General features: G+C 37.7%; 12 protein-coding genes and 1 pseudogene. All 13 read left to right on the top strand.

What is annotated here, in order from left to right; genetic code table 11:
* The first annotated feature begins 109 nt into the window (after window positions 1–109).
* The 13 genes and pseudogenes from hsdR (at window position 110) to H4683_RS09375 (ending at window position 17,276) form a co-directional block, all read left to right on the top strand.
* Window positions 110–3,322, top strand: coding sequence for a type I restriction-modification system endonuclease (gene hsdR / locus H4683_RS09440; protein WP_192598606.1), 3,213 nt, complete (start codon window positions 110–112; stop codon window positions 3,320–3,322).
* Between the two features lie 140 nt (window positions 3,323–3,462).
* Window positions 3,463–4,098: a DUF6088 family protein gene (locus tag H4683_RS09435; protein WP_192598605.1), complete on the top strand. Its 636-nt coding sequence runs from the start codon at window positions 3,463–3,465 to the stop codon at window positions 4,096–4,098.
* Window positions 4,082–5,023 (top strand): annotated as a pseudogene (locus H4683_RS21365) (nucleotidyl transferase AbiEii/AbiGii toxin family protein). Before H4683_RS09435 ends, H4683_RS21365 begins: the two are co-directional and overlap by 17 nt.
* A gap of 24 nt (window positions 5,024–5,047) precedes the next feature.
* Window positions 5,048–5,296, top strand: coding sequence for a helix-turn-helix domain-containing protein (locus tag H4683_RS09420; protein WP_192598603.1), 249 nt, complete (start codon window positions 5,048–5,050; stop codon window positions 5,294–5,296).
* 176 nt (window positions 5,297–5,472) lie between these two features.
* Window positions 5,473–6,897, top strand: a complete 1,425-nt coding sequence (locus H4683_RS09415) for a class I SAM-dependent DNA methyltransferase (RefSeq protein WP_192598602.1) — start codon at window positions 5,473–5,475, stop codon at window positions 6,895–6,897.
* Entirely contained in the window at window positions 6,890–8,371 is a 1,482-nt protein-coding gene (locus tag H4683_RS09410; protein WP_192598601.1) for a restriction endonuclease subunit S, read from the top strand. The genes H4683_RS09415 and H4683_RS09410 overlap by 8 nt, the downstream gene beginning before the upstream one ends.
* Window positions 8,372–8,807: 436 nt before the next feature.
* Window positions 8,808–9,503, top strand: coding sequence for a DUF5986 family protein (locus H4683_RS09405; protein WP_192598600.1), 696 nt, complete (start codon window positions 8,808–8,810; stop codon window positions 9,501–9,503).
* 32 nt (window positions 9,504–9,535) lie between these two features.
* The gene (locus H4683_RS09400; protein WP_192598599.1) at window positions 9,536–10,696 is read left to right on the top strand and encodes a helix-turn-helix domain-containing protein; all 1,161 of its coding nucleotides are present in this window, start codon (window positions 9,536–9,538) and stop codon (window positions 10,694–10,696) included.
* A gap of 771 nt (window positions 10,697–11,467) precedes the next feature.
* Window positions 11,468–12,502, top strand: a complete 1,035-nt coding sequence (locus H4683_RS09395; RefSeq protein WP_192598598.1) for an ABC transporter substrate-binding protein — start codon at window positions 11,468–11,470, stop codon at window positions 12,500–12,502.
* 5 nt (window positions 12,503–12,507) lie between these two features.
* Window positions 12,508–13,278, top strand: a complete 771-nt coding sequence (locus tag H4683_RS09390; protein WP_192598597.1) for an ABC transporter ATP-binding protein — start codon at window positions 12,508–12,510, stop codon at window positions 13,276–13,278.
* Between the two features lie 6 nt (window positions 13,279–13,284).
* Window positions 13,285–14,076, top strand: a complete 792-nt coding sequence (locus H4683_RS09385) for an ABC transporter permease (protein WP_192598596.1) — start codon at window positions 13,285–13,287, stop codon at window positions 14,074–14,076.
* Between the two features lie 852 nt (window positions 14,077–14,928).
* Complete coding sequence (locus H4683_RS09380; protein ID WP_192598595.1) at window positions 14,929–16,383, top strand: S-layer homology domain-containing protein; 1,455 nt, start codon at window positions 14,929–14,931, stop codon at window positions 16,381–16,383.
* A 440-nt stretch (window positions 16,384–16,823) separates the two neighbouring features.
* The gene (locus H4683_RS09375) at window positions 16,824–17,276 is read left to right on the top strand and encodes an SRPBCC family protein (protein ID WP_192598594.1); all 453 of its coding nucleotides are present in this window, start codon (window positions 16,824–16,826) and stop codon (window positions 17,274–17,276) included.
* The last annotated feature ends 205 nt before the right edge of the window (window positions 17,277–17,481 follow it).

Below are 17,481 nucleotides of genomic sequence, written 5' to 3'. Positions count from 1 at the left end.
ATTCGTACAAAATAGGTAAAAACTTATTACACTTACTGAATTCCCAAAACTCCAACAATATATAGTACAATTACATTATGACCAATCATGGGGAAATGTGGTGGTGTGAATGACTAGCAATTTTTCGTTTTTTCGAGATCAATGGGAAGTTCTTGCGAAGCTAGGTGAGAGTGCTGAGCGGAATGTTTATCAGGATCCACATACATCGATTATTAAATTACGTTTACTTGGTGAAACAATTGCCAAGTCTATTTTGGCTTCTGATAATATTCGGGAGGCCTACGGTGCAAAACAGGTTGATCGAGTTAATACAATTCGTCGGGAAGGACTGGCTGAGCCAGAATTTCTTGAAATATTTGATATGCTGCGTCGTAAAGGGAATCGGGCTTCGCATGAAGCGGATTATGGCACGACGCAAGAAGCTATGACATTATTACAGTTAGCCTATCGCCTTTCTACTTGGTTTATGGAAGTCTATATTGACTGGAGTTTCACACCGTCACCTTATCGTGAGAGTGAGCCGGAACTGCAAAATGAGTTAGAGCAGAAGATTAAGGAGCTTGAACATGAAATACTAGAGAAAGAGCAGCAGCTGGTTCAACAATTAGATGTACTAGCTGACAATGTTATCTCTAAAGAAACAAAGGTTGAACGGAAAAAGAAATCGAAGCTGCATATGCAAAAGCACCGTTTAACGGAAGCTGAAACGCGTGCCATTATTGATGAGAAACTAAGAGCAGCAGGCTGGGAAGCAGATACACCCTGCTTAAATTATAAAAAGAATCGTTCATTGCCTGAGAAAAATAAAAATAAAGCAATTGCAGAGTGGTCTGTAAATGGACGATGGGTCGATTACGCACTATTCATTGGCATGGAACTAGTCGGAATGATTGAAGCAAAAGCGCAGCATCGTACGATTCCAGCAGCACTTGAAAGCCAAACAAAATCCTATGCACGTAATGTTGTGCAAATAGATGAAGAAGTCATTACGCCGACTACTGGGGATTATCAAGTGCCATTCTTATATGCGACAAATGGTCGTCCGTTTTTAAAGCAACTACAGGAGGAGTCCGGAATTTGGTTTTGGGATTCAAGAAATCCAAATAAATTTGCCCGTCCTTTAGAAGGCTGGCATTCGCCGGAAGATTTGCAGTTATTGCTAGGGACTATTGATACAGAAGCTAATGAGCGTTTGGTGGCAGAAGATATTACAAAGTTTGGCTTGCGTCCTTATCAGCAAAAAGCAGTCCTAGCGACTGAACAAGCACTTATTGATGGGCAACGGAAAATGTTGATTGCTATGGCGACAGGAACAGGGAAAACACGTACAGCGATTTCTTTAATGTACCGTTTGATAACAGCTAAGAAATGTCGTCGCATTTTGTTTTTAGTAGACCGCAACTCGCTCGGGCAACAAACGGAAGATTCATTGAAGGATACTAAAATCGATGGCTATTCTTTTGCAGATATTTATGACGTTAGGTCACTAGAAGATATGACACCAGATGTTGAAACGAAAGTGCATATTGCAACTGTACAAGGAATGGTCCATCGACTTTTCTATAACAATGGCGAAAAGCTACCAACAGTAGGTCAATATGATTTTATCATTGTTGATGAGGCGCACCGAGGTTATACAAGTGATCGTGAAATGACGGAAGAGCAGTTACTATTTCAGGACCAAAATGATTATGTTAGTCAATATCGACGGGTGATTGATTATTTTGATGCTGCGGTCTTAGGACTGACAGCTACGCCCGCATTGCATACGACAGATATATTTGGACTGCCAATCTATAAATACTCATACACGGAAGCGGTGTTAGAGGGTTATTTAGTAGATCATGATCCGCCATATTTATTCAAAACCGAGCTTTCGCAGGCAGGCATCACATTTGAAAAAGATGAAGAAGTTGAAGTGTATGATGCCGAGCAAGGGGAAGTTGTGTTGGAACGGTTGGAAGATACAGTTCATTTTGAAGTAGAGCAGTTTAATAAGCGTGTCATCACAGAACCATATAACCGAGCCATTTTAACAAAGCTTGCAGATTATATTGATCCTGAAAGTAAGGAGAAAACACTGATCTTTGCGGCTACTAATCAGCACGCAGATTTAGTTGTACGTTTGTTGAAAGAAGCATTCCAAGAGCGTGGTGACGATGTATTAGATGATGCAATCGTGAAAATTACTGGGGCGATTTATAAGCCAGGTGAAATGATTAAACGTTTTAAAAATGAGCGTCTGCCCAATATTGTTGTCACAGTTGATCTACTAACGACAGGGATTGATGTACCGGCGATTACCAATATCGTATTTTTACGTCGTGTCCAATCACGTATTTTATACGATCAAATGCTAGGCCGTGCTACACGTCTATGCCCTGATATCGGCAAGTCTCATTTCCGTATTTACGATGCTGTTGGTATTTACGATAAGTTGCAAAGCTATACAGAAATGAAACCAGTCGTCAAACAGCAAAAGTATTCAATTGGTGAATTGCACGAATCATTTACACAAGCAGACACGGAGGAAGAGGCAGAATTTTATCGAGATCAGCTTGTTGCAAAAATTCAGCGCCGCAAGCAAAAGTTAGATGATGAAGGTAAACGTAAATTTGAAGAGTTAGCGAGTGGACAAACGGTGGATGGGTGGGTACAAGATATTCAACACTACACACCGCAGCAAGCCCAATCGAATAGTATTCTATTTGAGTACGTAGCGGATTATCGCACAGCCCGTGAAAAACAATATATCTCCAATAAAGAAGACAGAGCATTGAAGGTAGAGCGTGGATATGGCGAAGGGAACAAACGTCCAGAGGATTATTTGGATGGCTTTGTCAGCTTCATTAAAGAAAATATTAACTTAATCCCTGCCTTACATGTTATTTGCAATCGTCCGAAGGATTTAACACGTCAGGGCTTGCGTGAGCTCGTGACGATTTTAGAAACGAAGGGGTATAAACAATCCCATCTACAAACGGCTTGGAAGCATATAAAGAATGAAGATATTGCTGCAGATATTATTAGCTTTATCCGTCAGGCCGCATTGGGAGAGGCGCTAATTGACCATGAAACACGTGTGAAAAATGCCATGCGAAAAGTGTATTCACTCAGTGATTGGACGCCAAGACAAAAGAAATGGTTAGAGCGTATTGAAAAGCAATTATTGCAAGTGCCTGTATTAGCGCCGAAACCAGAAAATGCGTTTTCGGAAGAACCGTTTGTTAGTAGTGGTGGGTACACGATGTTGAAACGTGAATTTGGCGATGATATTGATACGATTGTTTATGCGATTAATGATCATTTGTATATTAGCTAGCGGTGAAAGAGTCCATTATAGGGCTCTTTTTTCTATTGCCTCAGTAAGTGCTAAAAAAAAGTAAGGATAGCTGAATTATGTGTCACACAAATGGATATACTGAATATAATTATGTTACAATGAGGAAAGGAGGTGTTAGTATGAACTTGTATAATTACCTTGTTGAAAGTTATGGATATGACGAGCCAATCTTTTTAGATGAACTGACAAAAAGCTTGAGTTTTATGAAGCCTAATACAATTAGGCAAAACATGGCTAGATTAGTTAAACATGAGCAAATCAATAGATTTCAAACGGGTATTTATTTCATCTCAAAACCGAACGTAGTTATTAAATCAAATTCACTTAGCATAAATAAGATTATTAGTAAAAGGTATATCGTCAAGGAGAACGAACGCATTGGTTATCTTACAGGATTATCTTTTGCAAACAGTATTCGCTTAACTACACAAAATCCAGTGAATATTGAAGTGGTATCGTCAAATACGAGTAGTGTAAAACATGACGTGGATTTAAAGAAAGTAGTAGTGACGTTAAAGAAGCCGAAAGTGAAAATCAGTAATTCGAATTATAAAACGCTTCAAGTTCTCGATTTGTTAAATTCTTTTGAGAAGGTATCGGAAAAATCATTGATAGAAGCCAAGAGTGTAATTGCGGCATATATGGCTGATTCGAAAATCCAGAAACAAGAATTAAATCAGTACTTGAATATTTATCCGAAAAAAGTGGCCCTTAATTTGATTGAAGGTGAGTTATACGATGATATTACACAATGATAGAGAAACTTTTACAACGCTCATACAAAATACCGCGGCGCATTTTCAAATACCCGATCAATTCGTGGAAAAAGATTATTATATCTCATTGTTTTTAAAGGGAATCCAAGCAAGATTCCCTTATATTATTTTCAAAGGTGGAACATCGCTTTCGAAATGTTTTAAAGTGATTAATCGATTTTCAGAAGATATTGACCTGGGATATAGCAATGAAAATAATAAACTAACCAATGCACAAAAGAAACAACTGAAAAAAATAATAGTAGATATTGTTGAAGAATTGCAGTTTGATTTGATTAATGAGGCTGCCATATCCTCCCGAAAAAACTTTAACGAATATGAAATTGAATACACTATTTCTGAGTCTGTTGAGGATTTTATACTCAGGGATCACTTACTAATTGAAACATATTTGTTTTTAGAACCATTTCCCTATGAAGAGAAGGAATTTACAAGTTACATCACGGAGTACTTAACGGATATTGAGCGACCCGATTTGATTGATGCATACGAGATTGCTTCGTTTTAAATAAATACGCAGTCCTTAGAAAGAACATTTGTCGATAAAATATTTGCGGTTTGTGATTACTATGAACGCCAAATGTTAGATCGGAATTCTAGGCATTTGTATGATATTAACCAAATATGGACATGCGATGCTTTGAACAAGAATAGTCTAAGGGGATTATTTCAAGAAGTTTCTTTGGAAAGAAGAGAGCTAAAGAATCATTTATCTTCAGAAGCTGGATATAAATTAAAAGATGCGGTAGAAAAGATAGTAGATATGGATGTATTTAAAGATGATTATCTTGAAGTAACAATGAAATTATTTTTTAATGAAAAAGAAGTGCAATATGAAAATGTGATTTTAAGTTTAAGAGATATTATTAATAGTGAAGTTATTCCAGAGGAAATAAGGGAATAAATGAAGATGAAAGGCTGACGTGAGATGAGTTCATTATACGAGGAAATTGGTGAACGTGTTCAGCAATCCTTAGAACAGAATAACACTTCGAAAATAGATTTTGCGAGAAAAGTCGGTGTGTCGGCCGAAGTGATGAGTAAAATCATTCAAGGAAAAAAAGCGATAAATGTAGTTGAAATGCAGCGTATTGCAGATGAACTAGCAATCACAATGGAAGAGCTTGTAGGGACAGTGCAAGAGCTTGAGAAGACTGCAAATCCAATGCTTTTATGATTGCTGAAACGAAGAATGAACAAACAAAAGAGAAATTATATTTTTTAGACCATATCATGGATCAAATGATTCGTATGGAAGAAATTATGAAGTAGAAGTGCATTTTTCATTATTTACTGAAAAATGAGTAATAGTGGGCATCTTTAGCCCGTTCTTATATACCAAGGAGGAAAAAAATGAACAACCAAGAAATCGTTTCAAAACTATGGGGCTTAGCAAATGTATTACGGGATGATGGCATTACCTACCAACAATATGTAACGGAATTAACATACATACTTTTCCTAAAGATGATGAAGGAACAAGAGACAGAAACCGTTATTCCAGAAGGTTTACGCTGGGATGATTTAGTTGTTAAAGAAGGCATTGAGTTGAAAATGTTCTATCAAGGCTTGTTGCTTGAATTAGGAAGAGCAAAGAATGAAAGACTACGTCTTATTTATAGTGATGCAGCAACAAGCATTGATGAGCCGAAGAATCTAGAAAAGCTTATTAAATCGATTGATGCATTAGATTGGTACAATGCCAAAGAAGAAGGGCTAGGCAATCTATATGAGGGACTTCTAGAGAAAAATGCGAGCGAGAAAAAATCAGGTGCAGGGCAATACTTTACACCGCGTGTCTTAATCGACGTAATGGTGAAGTTAGTTGATCCAAAAGTTGGTGAACGTTGTAATGACCCGGCTGCTGGGACATTCGGTTTCATGATTGCCGCAGACCACTATTTGAAAAATAAAACCGATGATTATTTTGACCTTGATCCACTGCAAGCCGATTTCCAAAAGAAAGAAGCGTTTACGGGGATGGAGCTTGTTAAAGATACACATCGTTTAGCACTAATGAATGCATTGTTACATGATATTGAAGGACGTATTGATCAAGGCGATACACTTTCAGCGAACGGAAAATGGATGAAAAACTATGACGTAGTCTTAACTAATCCGCCATTCGGTACAAAAAAAGGCGGCGAACGTGCAACGCGTGATGACTTAACGTACGAAACGTCCAATAAACAGTTGAACTTCTTACAACTCATTTATAAATCATTAAAAGACGATGGCAGTGCACGTGCCGCAGTGATTCTACCGGATAACGTGCTATTTGAAAGTGGCATTGGTGCACAAATTCGTCGTGACTTAATGAATAAATGCAACTTGCATACAATTCTACGTCTACCAACGGGTATTTTCTACGCACCAGGCGTAAAAACAAACGTACTGTTCTTCACGCGTGGGACAAAAGATGAAAACAATACAAAAGATGTGTGGGTCTATGATTTACGTACCAACATGCCGAAGTTTGGCGTGCGTACACCGTTAACCGAAAAGCACTTTGATGATTTTGTCACGGCTTATAGCGCTGAAAATCGCTCTGTCATTGAAGATGAACGACTGAGTGTCTTCACACGTGAAGCAATCGCAGAAAAAGATGATAGCCTGGACATTGGCTTAATCGCAGATGATTCATTGGTAGCGTATGACAACTTACCAGACCCGATTGAATCCGCAGAAGATGCGATTGCTAAACTGCAACAAGCAATGGATTTATTGAGTGAAGTTGTTGAAGAATTACGTGCTGTTGAGGTAGAAGAAAATGAGTAAGAAAAAACAGCAGACGTTGGAGGAATTACTTGAAGAGGCATTGGTGCCAGAGGAAGAGTGGCCTTATGAAGTGCCTGGAAATTGGATTTGGGTAACTAGCGATAGTGTTTTAAAATTTATTGGTGGAGGAACACCATCAAAAAGCGTTCCAGGCTATTGGCGTGGTAATATTCCTTGGGCGACTGTCAAAGATATAAAATTAAGATTTTTAAATCAAACAATAGATTTTATTACAGAAGAGGGATTCAATAATAGTTCAGCTTCCATTGCAGAACCCAATGATTTGTTGTTAATCACAAGAATATCTCCAGGTAAATGTACAATAACAAATATCAGAACCTCCATAAATCAGGACTTGAAAATTGTAAGACCAAAAGTTGAAATTCTACCCTATTTCCTTTGGTTATACTTCTCCAATAACAAGCCTCTAATTGAATCAATGTCTACAGGTACTACTGTTAAGGGGATTCAAGTAGAAAAGTTGAAAAAACTACCTTTTTCTTTGCCGCCAGTCGAAGAGCAAAAACGAATTATTGATAGAGTAGAGCGTCTTTTATCAAAAATAGACGAGGCAAAGCAATTGATTGAAGCTGCGAAGGAAACGTTTGAACTTCGTCAAGCGGCTATTTTGGATAAGGCTTTTCGGGGAGAGTTGACAGAAAACTGGCGAAAGTCTCAAAAAAATAAGTCAGTATTGAAAGAATTACAAAGTGTTAAAGAGAGAAGAGATGATGAAGAAGATAATCTCAAGAAGAAAAAAAACTGGAAATCAAGTTTATTTAACTATTCTATTGAAAGAGATGTAAAAATCGATGAGGAATTACCTAGTAACTGGGTGGTAGCCCCTGTCGGTTTATTATGTGAATGTATTGTACCAGGACGAGATAAACCTAAATCGTTTACCGGTGATATACCATGGGTAAAAATACCTGATGTGAAAACCGATTTGATTGTTAGTAGTTTAACAGGAGAAGGGCTTACCGGGGAAGAAATTCAGGAGGTTAACGCTAAAATAATCCCAGCCAATAGTGTGATAATGAGTTGTATAGGGAGATTTGGCATTTCGGCGGTTGTAGGAAAGCCAATAGTTATAAATCAACAGTTACATGCATTTTTAGAGAGTGAAGTTATTCTACCCGAATATCTTATGTATCATATTAGGATCTTAACGAATTATATGAATTCAATTGCTACTTCTACAACGATATCCTATCTAAATAAAAGTAATGCTAATAGCTTACCGATTAATTTAGCCCCAATTCCGGAGCAAAGGGTTATCGTAGAGAAAATAGATGATTTATTGGGAAAAGAAAACCAGGCTGCAGAATTTTTGGTGAAAACCACGAATCATTTAGATGATCTAAAACAGTCAATTCTATCAAAAGCCTTCAAGGGTGAACTGGGTACAAATGATCCAGCTGATGAACATGCGATTGAGTTGTTGAAAGAGATATTGCAGGAGAAGTTGAAGTGAATGTGACATCGAGTGTGTGGTGCGTAGGCACTGCCGCCATTCGAAGGGCGTGAATTGTGTCAATGTCAGGCGCCGTTAGTAGAATTATTTCGGTTTAGAGATTATTTGTTTACGAAGCATTTTAACGATAAGCTTCCGAATATGACTACTTTGGAAATTTTGATGGTAATGGGTGGACAAGGGAGAATAGGACTTACAGAGGTAAGTAGGATTATTCAATAGTGAGATGTGTCTTTCTTAGATAATATTTTTTTATACTTTACTTTAAGACCTTTCAATAAATTATTGGAACTCAATATACTCACTCACTTAGGTGAAGTAGGTATATTTTTATTGTCAAAAAGATTGTTCTTATTCTATACATACGACAAATTGGTTGACTAATAATTGATTTTATGCAATATTGTATATAACAAATGGAATTGGGGTGTGTGATTTGGGATTTAAGTTAAGCCAGGATACTGAAAGTAAAATTAGTATTATTCGGAGTATTCAAGATGGAATAGAAATTGCAAAAGCAAAAAAAGAAGAAACGGAACCTTTTGATAATGGGCATGGAATTCGTAAATGGGGATATCTCTATCAGAGTTTTAGTGAAAGTGAAATCGAGGAATTGCTATTATTCATTACTAAAAGACAGAGCTGGAAATTACCCTTTATGATCGCACCCTTGGATAAAACGTTATATTGTTTATTATCTAAGCAAAACTTGGAGATTAAACAAAAGAAAAAAACGAAAATTATGCATTATGTATCGGCAATTTCTGCCGTAGTTAATGAAAACTTTGAGGATAAGCTGAGTGAGGATCAAAAAAGAGAAATTCAATTAATGTTGGATCTAGAAATTGATAATAAAAAAGCTAAACAGATTTATGAGGAAATGCTTGGAGAAGTAACTTGTGAAATTGAACAGTTCTGTGTATTGACTCTTGATTTTGTTCGTTATGAACTTATTGGAATTGAAGCAAATATATTGAATGAGAACTTTGATGTTTTATACAGCGAGGATTGGAGTTCGCTTATTAAAGTTTCTTCGATGGATGAAAATGATTTGGGACGACGTGAACAAGAAGCACAGCAACATGACGTGAAGACACCGTTAAAGCATAAGCGTAAGAAACAACAGGAATAAAACACGATTTCCTGCAGAGAGGAAATAATATAATGATTACATCTATATTTAATGGCGAACGATTGAAGTTAGCCAGAAGGTTTAATAAATTCACTTTGTTGGAATTGGCAGAACAACTCCGTGTTTCTAAACAAATGGTGTCTAAATACGAGAAGAATCTAAGTCAACCTACTGGTGAAATGATGTTTCGAATTGAAGAAGTGTTGGGGTTTCCAAGAAGGTTTTATTTTGAGGAAGATTTTGTTTATGACAAAGTAGGAAATACCTATTTTAGAGCATTATCAAAAGCCACTAAAAAAGATATTGAGGCCCAAAAGATTCGCGTTGATTTTTTGTCAATATTATACAGACTGGTTGAGGAGTATATCGAGCTTCCAATGCAAAAAATACCGGAGTTAGACGTTGATGGGATGACTATGGAAGAACTAGCTCAGGAAGCCAGAGAATATTGGGGATTAGGTGAGAAACCAATAAAAAATATGGTTGAATTACTTGAGGTTAATGGTTTTATTGTGTCAACATCAAAAATGAATTTGGAAGTTATAGATGCTTATACGCAGACAAGGGAAATTAACGGAAAAGATACGTATTTTATTGTATTAGGTAATGATAAGGGGAGTAGGTATCGTCGGCAGTTTGATGCAGCTCATGAATTAGCACATATTTTAATTCATGAGGCATATTTGGATGTCTCGACTTTATCAAAAGAGGAAGAGCGAGAGATTGAAAATCAGGCAAATGACTTTGCGAGTGCCTTTTTATTGCCGAAAGAAGCATTTACAAGGGATGTTAGTATGATGCCGACGAATTTGGATCACTATCTTTTCTTGAAAAAAAAATGGCATGTTTCAGTGGGAGCTATGGTTAGACGTGCTTACAACTTAATGATAATTGATAGTGATGATTATACAAAGTTACAGAGAACTATGGGGAGATATGGATGGAGAAAGGCAGAGCCTTTAGATGATAAATCGGAGCCAACAAGTCCTGTTTTACTACCTAAGTCGATTAAAACATTGTTAGAACACGATGTTTTTGATGGCTATAGCATTTTAGAGGAATTGTCGAATATATATCAGTTTCCAATCCGTGAAAATATGTTAGAAGATCTAGTGGGATTAGAACAAGGAACTTTAGCGAAATATAGAAAAAAACGTTCAGGTGTTGTTGTTGAATTAAAGCAGAGAAGTTAGTTTTTGGTGTTATTGATTAATAATTTGACGACGGGAGTATGGTGCGCAGTCACCGTGTGTTTTCTTTCCAAGGGGAACAATAATTCAATTCAATTCGGGAGCTATGTGTTTCATCGGAATTAAGGAACATGTTTGAAAAGATGTTGCATTACTTCACCAAATATCAGATTGTTTATGTAAAATAAGATGATGAAATTTCAGGTGAAAATAATCGGTAAGCTTTTTAAATACTACTGTAGAATTGCATTTATGTTAGCTAGCGCCTCAGTGAGAATGTTTGAGTGACTGTCACATTAAAATAAAAGTCTTGACTTCCATTTCGAACATCAGTAGTATTCATATCAATTACTTTTGCGCAAAAGTTAATAAAAACACTAAAAAAATTTAATATATTTGAGAGATGGTCCAGTAATCATATTGTGAGCAGCAACCAGAGACTGAATGGTAGATGTGAATTCAGGCAACAATATGTATGAAGTACGCCATCCGATTTTCTCAATTTCTAATGAAGTGGATGACCGGTCTAAAACCGGTTCATCAATTTAGGGTGGTAACGCGGAGAGCTCCTTCGTCCCTTTCCAAGGGATGGTAGGGGCTTTTTCTGTACCCATTTTGTCTAGCTCCAGCCGCATTAGTAGTGGCAATCGTATCCAAAACGAACGTTAGTATTCTAAATGGGTGAGGGTTCAGGGTTTGAAAAGATGTGTACATACCTTTTTTCTTCATAACCACTTGACACGCTCACTACATACACCTTAGGGGGAACATGATATGAAAAAGAGAATGATCATTACACTTATTTCCGTCCTTTTACTAGCATTTGGACTAGCTGGTTGCGGGAAAGATATAGACGATAAGTCTGCTGAAAAAACAGCAGTAGAAATTGGACTGTTGAAATTGACGAGTTCTGCACCTTTATTTATCGCACTTGAAAAGGGGTTCTTTGAAGATGAAGGCCTAGATGCTAAAGCAAAATGGTTTGAAGCGGCGCAACCGATTTCAGTTGCAACTGCAGGTGGAGACGTCCAGGTGGGTGCTACTGGTATTACTGCGAGCTTATACAATATGGTTGCCAGCGGAGAAAAGTTAGTCATTGTTGCGGATAAAGGAAGAGAACAGGAAGGTTATTCTTCTTCAGCTTTATTAGTACCTAACGACTCCACTGTAGCAACGATCAAAGACTTAAAGGGGAAAAAGATTGGTATTACACAAACCGGGTCAACTTATCATTATATGGTTGGTAGACTTTTGGAAGTCCATGGCTTAACGACTGATGATGTAGAGCTAGTTCCGCTAAATAGTATTCCAGGTCTTATGGAAACATTAGAGAGCAAGCAAGTTGATGCTATTTTATTAAATGAACCAAATGTTTCTAGAGTTGTAAGTGAAGGCTATGGAAAAGTGATTTCTCATGTAGGGGAAGAGATCGAATACCAAACGTCGGGAATCTTTTTCTCGAAAGATTTTGCAGCTAATACTGACGCAGCGACAAAGTTCTTGAAAGCTTATGCAAAAGCGACTCGCTACTATTATGACGCTGTACTCAACAAAGTAGATGGTGAAATTGTTCCAGGCGAGAACTATGAAGAAGTTGTAAAAATCATTGCAAAATACACAGACCAAGAAGAGGAACTTATTAAAAAAGGACTTCCTTACATGGATCGTGATGGGAAATTACTTGCGTCAGACATCCAAACGCAAATCGACTGGTATACTAAGCACAAGCTAATTGATGGCTCAATTGACTCAGCGGAGATTGTTAATGAAGAATTACTTGACGAAGCATTGAAACAATTAGGGAAGTGAAGTAGATGAAGATTGTTATTGAAAATGTAGGTAAAACATTCACGTCTGCGAAAAAAGAACAAGTAACGGCACTTGAAGATATTAACTTCTCAATTGATGAAAAAGAATTTGTCGTTCTAGTAGGGCCTAGTGGCTGCGGTAAATCAACATTATTGAATATTGTTGGTGGACTATTGTCACCTTCAAGTGGGTCTGTATATTTTGAAGGCATGATGGATAAGGAGCCGAATTTGGCAATTGTTTTTCAGGAGATTGCCCTGTTCCCTTGGCGCACTGTGTACCAAAATGTGATTTACGGTTTAGAGGAGAAAAAGGTAAGCAAACAGGAGCTAAAAGAGAAGGCTGATTTTTATATCGATATGGTTGGTTTAACTGAATTCAAAGATGCTTACCCAAAACAATTGTCTGGAGGCATGAAACAACGAGTCGGTATCGGCAGGGCACTTGCAGTCGAGCCAGATTTATTGCTGATGGATGAGCCATTTTCTGCTTTAGATGCCCAAACAAGAACATTGATGCAAGAAGAGCTGTTAACAATTTGGAACCGCACGCAACTTAGTACACTTTACGTTACGCACAACATTCAAGAAGCTGTGTATTTGGCAGATCGGGTCATTGTTTTGTCCAGACATCCCGGCCAAATCAAAAGTATTATCGATATTGATTTACCGAAAATGGGTAGAGGTGAAGAGCAATATCGGGATAAATTTGAACGGTATGCTGATGAAATCTGGCAACTCATTCGTAACGATGCTGTCGAAGCACTAAAGGAGTGATAACGGATGACCGTACACAAACAAATCATAACGAACCGTGTTGCATTTCTTGAGAAAAAAGTCCCGTTATATGCTTCGGCACTAGGGTTAATCGGCTTGCTTGTTCTATGGGAAATTATTTGTAGCACTAAAATTGTTTCTCCACTTTTCCTACCTGCTCCTTCTGCTATTGTAGTGACAGGATGGGATATGCTCATAAGTGGTGAAATCACTAGAAACCTTGGCCCAAGTCTTTACCGGATAGGGCTTGGCTATACGATTGGATCGGTTGTTGGCATTTTGGTTGGGCTTATTCTAGGGTTTTCCAAATGGGCGGATGCTATCGGAACGCCCGTTGTCTATGCAATCTATCCGATTCCGAAGATTGCCCTGTTACCACTTTTCGTCCTTTGGTTGGGGATTGGTGAATTATCAAAAGTAACAATTATTGCATTAGGTGTCTTTTTTCCAGTAGTCATCAACACATTTTCGGGTGTTAAAAGTGTTGATCAAATATTGATAAAAGCCGCGGTTACCTTTGGATCCAATCATTTTAATGTCATCCGAAAAGTTATTTTGCCAGGTGCATTACCAATGATTTTTGCTGGCTTAAAGCTTGCGGCAGGAACGTCCCTCCTATTGCTAGTAGCCGCAGAAATGATTGCAGCTCAAAATGGGATTGGTTCAATGGTTTTACACTATGGGAACTTAATGATTACAACGAAACTTATGGTAGGTGTGTTAGTCTTGTCTCTGCTTGGCTTAACTTTTAACCGACTCCTCCAGTGGCTTGAAAATAAACTCTTACCTTGGAGATGAAAATATCCATATCTTGTAAATGTTTTGTGAGTTCCAAGGGGAAACCACAAGGACATAAATATCTTGGATTTCAGGTACTGATGAAACACACGATAATGCTTATCCTAAAAAAGGCGATCTTTCGTTTGATATCAAATGAAAGATCGCCTTTTAATTTCCTATATTTCTATGAAGTTTTAGGTGTGCATGCACTGCAATTAAGTGTGTGGTAGTCACTCTCATAATTCCCAAGTACACAAACTTCCTGCGATTATCATACATATTCAAAATGATAAGTTATGTATAATGAATCTAACAGGTTCAGTTGGGTATCATAACCCCTGTTTATATATAAACTGATAAGACTTGAAAAAGGAAATATCAGGTTCTAGCAGTGGTTATTTAAAAGCTGAAAATGAAGAAGAGTTCAAGGAGCATTTAAAGACAGTATTGAACTCGGATGAAATTAAAACGGGAATGTCATCATGATTGAGATTATCTATGTAGTCTTTTCGGTTTATATCGGAAATGGGCGTAATAATATATCGTGCATGATGGCGAGTTAAATGATTAGTCGAAAAAAGGGGATGCGACTACATCTCCTTTTTTCCGTCCTCTCGGGTTATTAGTTATAAAAATAAATAATTAGATGTGTATAGTACGATTTTACATACTAAGCTTTTATCCTCGCAGCTCTATTTATCTTATTCAAAACAAAAAGCTCTTGCTTGTCTTTCTCTGAGATTTCCTTTTCCGAAAGCTTTTTTATTAGTGAAGGGTACCAGGTTCTTTTCGAATTCTGAATTGTTTTAGAACCTGGTACTCGAAATCAAAGGTAAATTATGGTAGTCTAGTTGTGAGGAGGAGATTATTTTGAAGAAAACAATAGTTTTATTAATGACTATGATGTTGGTCTTTATGGGGAGTGGGGGAGCAGCTAAAGCTGCAGGGTTTTCTGATGTTAAAACTACTCATCCCTTTTATCAACATATAATGTATTTATATGATGAAGGTATTATACAAGGCGATGACAATAACCGTTTTGTGCCCGATAAAAATGTTACGCGTGGAGAAGCTATATTAATGATTGCTACAACGCTAGGTTTAAATACGGCGAAACGCAAAACTGTTTTTTTAGATGTAGCCAGTTCAAGCGTAGCTTCGGGTGCCATTCAATCTGCTTATGAACAAGGCATTATCCCGAGTAATAAAGAAGGAAAGTTCTATCCGAATGAGCCTGTCAAACGTTCTGATATGGCCATTTTTCTTGCGGGTGCATTCTCGATGGTTGATGAAGAGCTGGTCCCTTTTAACGATATAAAGGTAAGTTCAGATGCCTTTTCATCGATTCGAAAAGTGATTGCAGCGGGTGTAATACAAGGTCATTCTGATGGAACCTTCCGACCGGACAAACTAGTGTCACGAGCGGATTTCTCAGGATTCTTAGCAAGAGCAAAGAATGATGAATTCCGCTTAGCTGTTAATGTGTGTGGATATAATCTAGAAAGTCGCGTGAACCCGGATCGTCAGACGATGAACTGTTTAATCACGAAAACTGCTCAGCAATCAGCTTCGGTAATTCCGCCAGAAATCATCAAAGCGGTTGTATCTGTAGAAAGTAATAACTGGAAGCATTTTGATGCTAGCGGAGAACCTATTATTACTGCCGACGGTGGGATTGGGTTGATGCAAATAACAAATACAGCGGGATATGATGTGGAACGTTTGAAATATGATTTATCTTATAATATTCAAGCAGGCATTGATTTTCTAGTGAAAAATTTCAAGCGAAGTGATTTACCTAAAGTCGGCAATCATAATCCTCAAAGTCTTGAAAGCTGGTATTTTGCGATCATGGCTTATAACGGTACAAAGGCAGTGAATAGCCCGTTTTATCAAGCAACGGGTGAAAGAAACGGCGCAGCTTACCAGGAAAAAGTGTATCAAGAGTTAAGCAAAAATGGATTAGTCACGACAAATATTCAATCGCTTGCAATGACGAAAGACGACTTCTATTATGATGCAAATAATACAATAAAATTCAAAAAGAAATCGCTGAGCTTGTCAAAAGAAGCAACAGCGTCTAGAGAGTTATTGAAAGCTGGCGATGTAGTTACCTACACTGCTTCGGGCATGCGCTCAAACCCAAATACCAAAGCTACACTTATTCCAACGACTTCGGTGGATAAAATGACAATTATCGGGGCTCCTGTATACGATGAACAAAAAACTTCGACCAACCTGTTTGTTTGGTATCCGGTTCGAACAGTTCAGAAAGGCAAGACCATATCAGGCTATATTGCTTCACCATATATTCGCCAACGTTAACAATAGGGAAATCCTCTTGAGGTCTACAAGACTTAAGAGGATTTTTTATTCACAATAATTCACGGAAATATGGATGTTTGTGGATATAAATACTCATTCACTGAAGTGGTATAAATGGATAGGATAGACCTTGTCAGCTGCATAGATATGACTACTTATCTATTATTTAAATAAGAATAAGCTGTTATTCATTCCAAGAACGCCAATACATAAGTTGAGAAGAGAAATATAGCTGAGGTTTGATTAAATCGGCTAAATGCTTAACTGCTAGCGTGAAGTGGGCACCTCATTTTTTTGCTTTCACTGTGTTGCACCTGTAACGTTTGGAAGTGGTGACTTCCTTCGAAAAGGTGTTAAATGTGATTCCGCACAATTAAAATGCTAAAATGTTAGTGGTAGATTTACATTATAAATACATAAAGAAGAAAGTAGTGAAATGTATGGCAATCGCATCGCATTCTGTAATCATTCCAGCATCTGTAGAGAACGTATGGGAATACGTTAGTCAAATTGAAAAATGGGCAACAATGGTCCCTGCCTATAAGGAGCATGAACAAATTGATGAACAAAAGTCAGTTTGGACATTCGAAGGGAATTTTAAAGGGTTTAAAAAGACTATGAAAATGGAGTTAAACGTCACTGAATTTCATGAGCCATCGATCATTCGGTTCGAGTTAAAAGGGTTAACGGACAACTTTACAGGTAGTGGCAAGTTTACTGCTGAAGAAACGGCAGGGCAAACAGCGATGACAGGAACAATTGAAGTAAATGCCGGTGGCTTAACAGGCGCTGTGTTGACACCTGTTATTAAAATGGTGTTGCCGAAAGTGACAACACGCTTAACAGAGAAAATTGCACGCCAAGTTAAACAGGAAAAAGTGCCAGTTCGGTAAAGAAGGTTTTGCTTATTGGGGTGACGGGCACTTTTATATAATGTGGCTGACATTCGCATGAAGGAAGTGCGGTTAGTCAAAAGATGTCACAGAAAGTAACCACTCCGCTTCTTGGTCGGAAGCGGAGTGGTTACTTTTTTCTATTGATGTATCATGCAATCATCGCTACAGCAGCTGTCAATGCATGTAACCTTCAATGATTTTA

Source organism: Sporosarcina limicola, assembly GCF_014873855.1.
Classification (GTDB): domain Bacteria; phylum Bacillota; class Bacilli; order Bacillales_A; family Planococcaceae; genus Sporosarcina; species Sporosarcina limicola.
This window is presented reverse-complemented; position numbering and strand designations above follow the sequence as displayed.

What these genes read in the sequence shown, in the direction of transcription:
- hsdR (WP_192598606.1), top strand. Translation starts at nt 110, where the DNA reads ATGACTAGCAATTTTTCGTTTTTTCGAGATCAATGGGAAGTTCTTGCG.
- H4683_RS09410 (WP_192598601.1), top strand. Translation starts at nt 6,890, where the DNA reads ATGAGTAAGAAAAAACAGCAGACGTTGGAGGAATTACTTGAAGAGGCA.
- H4683_RS09375 (WP_192598594.1), top strand. Translation starts at nt 16,824, where the DNA reads ATGGCAATCGCATCGCATTCTGTAATCATTCCAGCATCTGTAGAGAAC.
- H4683_RS09390 (WP_192598597.1), top strand. Translation starts at nt 12,508, where the DNA reads ATGAAGATTGTTATTGAAAATGTAGGTAAAACATTCACGTCTGCGAAA.
- H4683_RS09400 (WP_192598599.1), top strand. Translation starts at nt 9,536, where the DNA reads ATGATTACATCTATATTTAATGGCGAACGATTGAAGTTAGCCAGAAGG.
- H4683_RS09385 (WP_192598596.1), top strand. Translation starts at nt 13,285, where the DNA reads ATGACCGTACACAAACAAATCATAACGAACCGTGTTGCATTTCTTGAG.
- H4683_RS09435 (WP_192598605.1), top strand. Translation starts at nt 3,463, where the DNA reads ATGAACTTGTATAATTACCTTGTTGAAAGTTATGGATATGACGAGCCA.
- H4683_RS09415 (WP_192598602.1), top strand. Translation starts at nt 5,473, where the DNA reads ATGAACAACCAAGAAATCGTTTCAAAACTATGGGGCTTAGCAAATGTA.
- H4683_RS09395 (WP_192598598.1), top strand. Translation starts at nt 11,468, where the DNA reads ATGAAAAAGAGAATGATCATTACACTTATTTCCGTCCTTTTACTAGCA.
- H4683_RS09420 (WP_192598603.1), top strand. Translation starts at nt 5,048, where the DNA reads ATGAGTTCATTATACGAGGAAATTGGTGAACGTGTTCAGCAATCCTTA.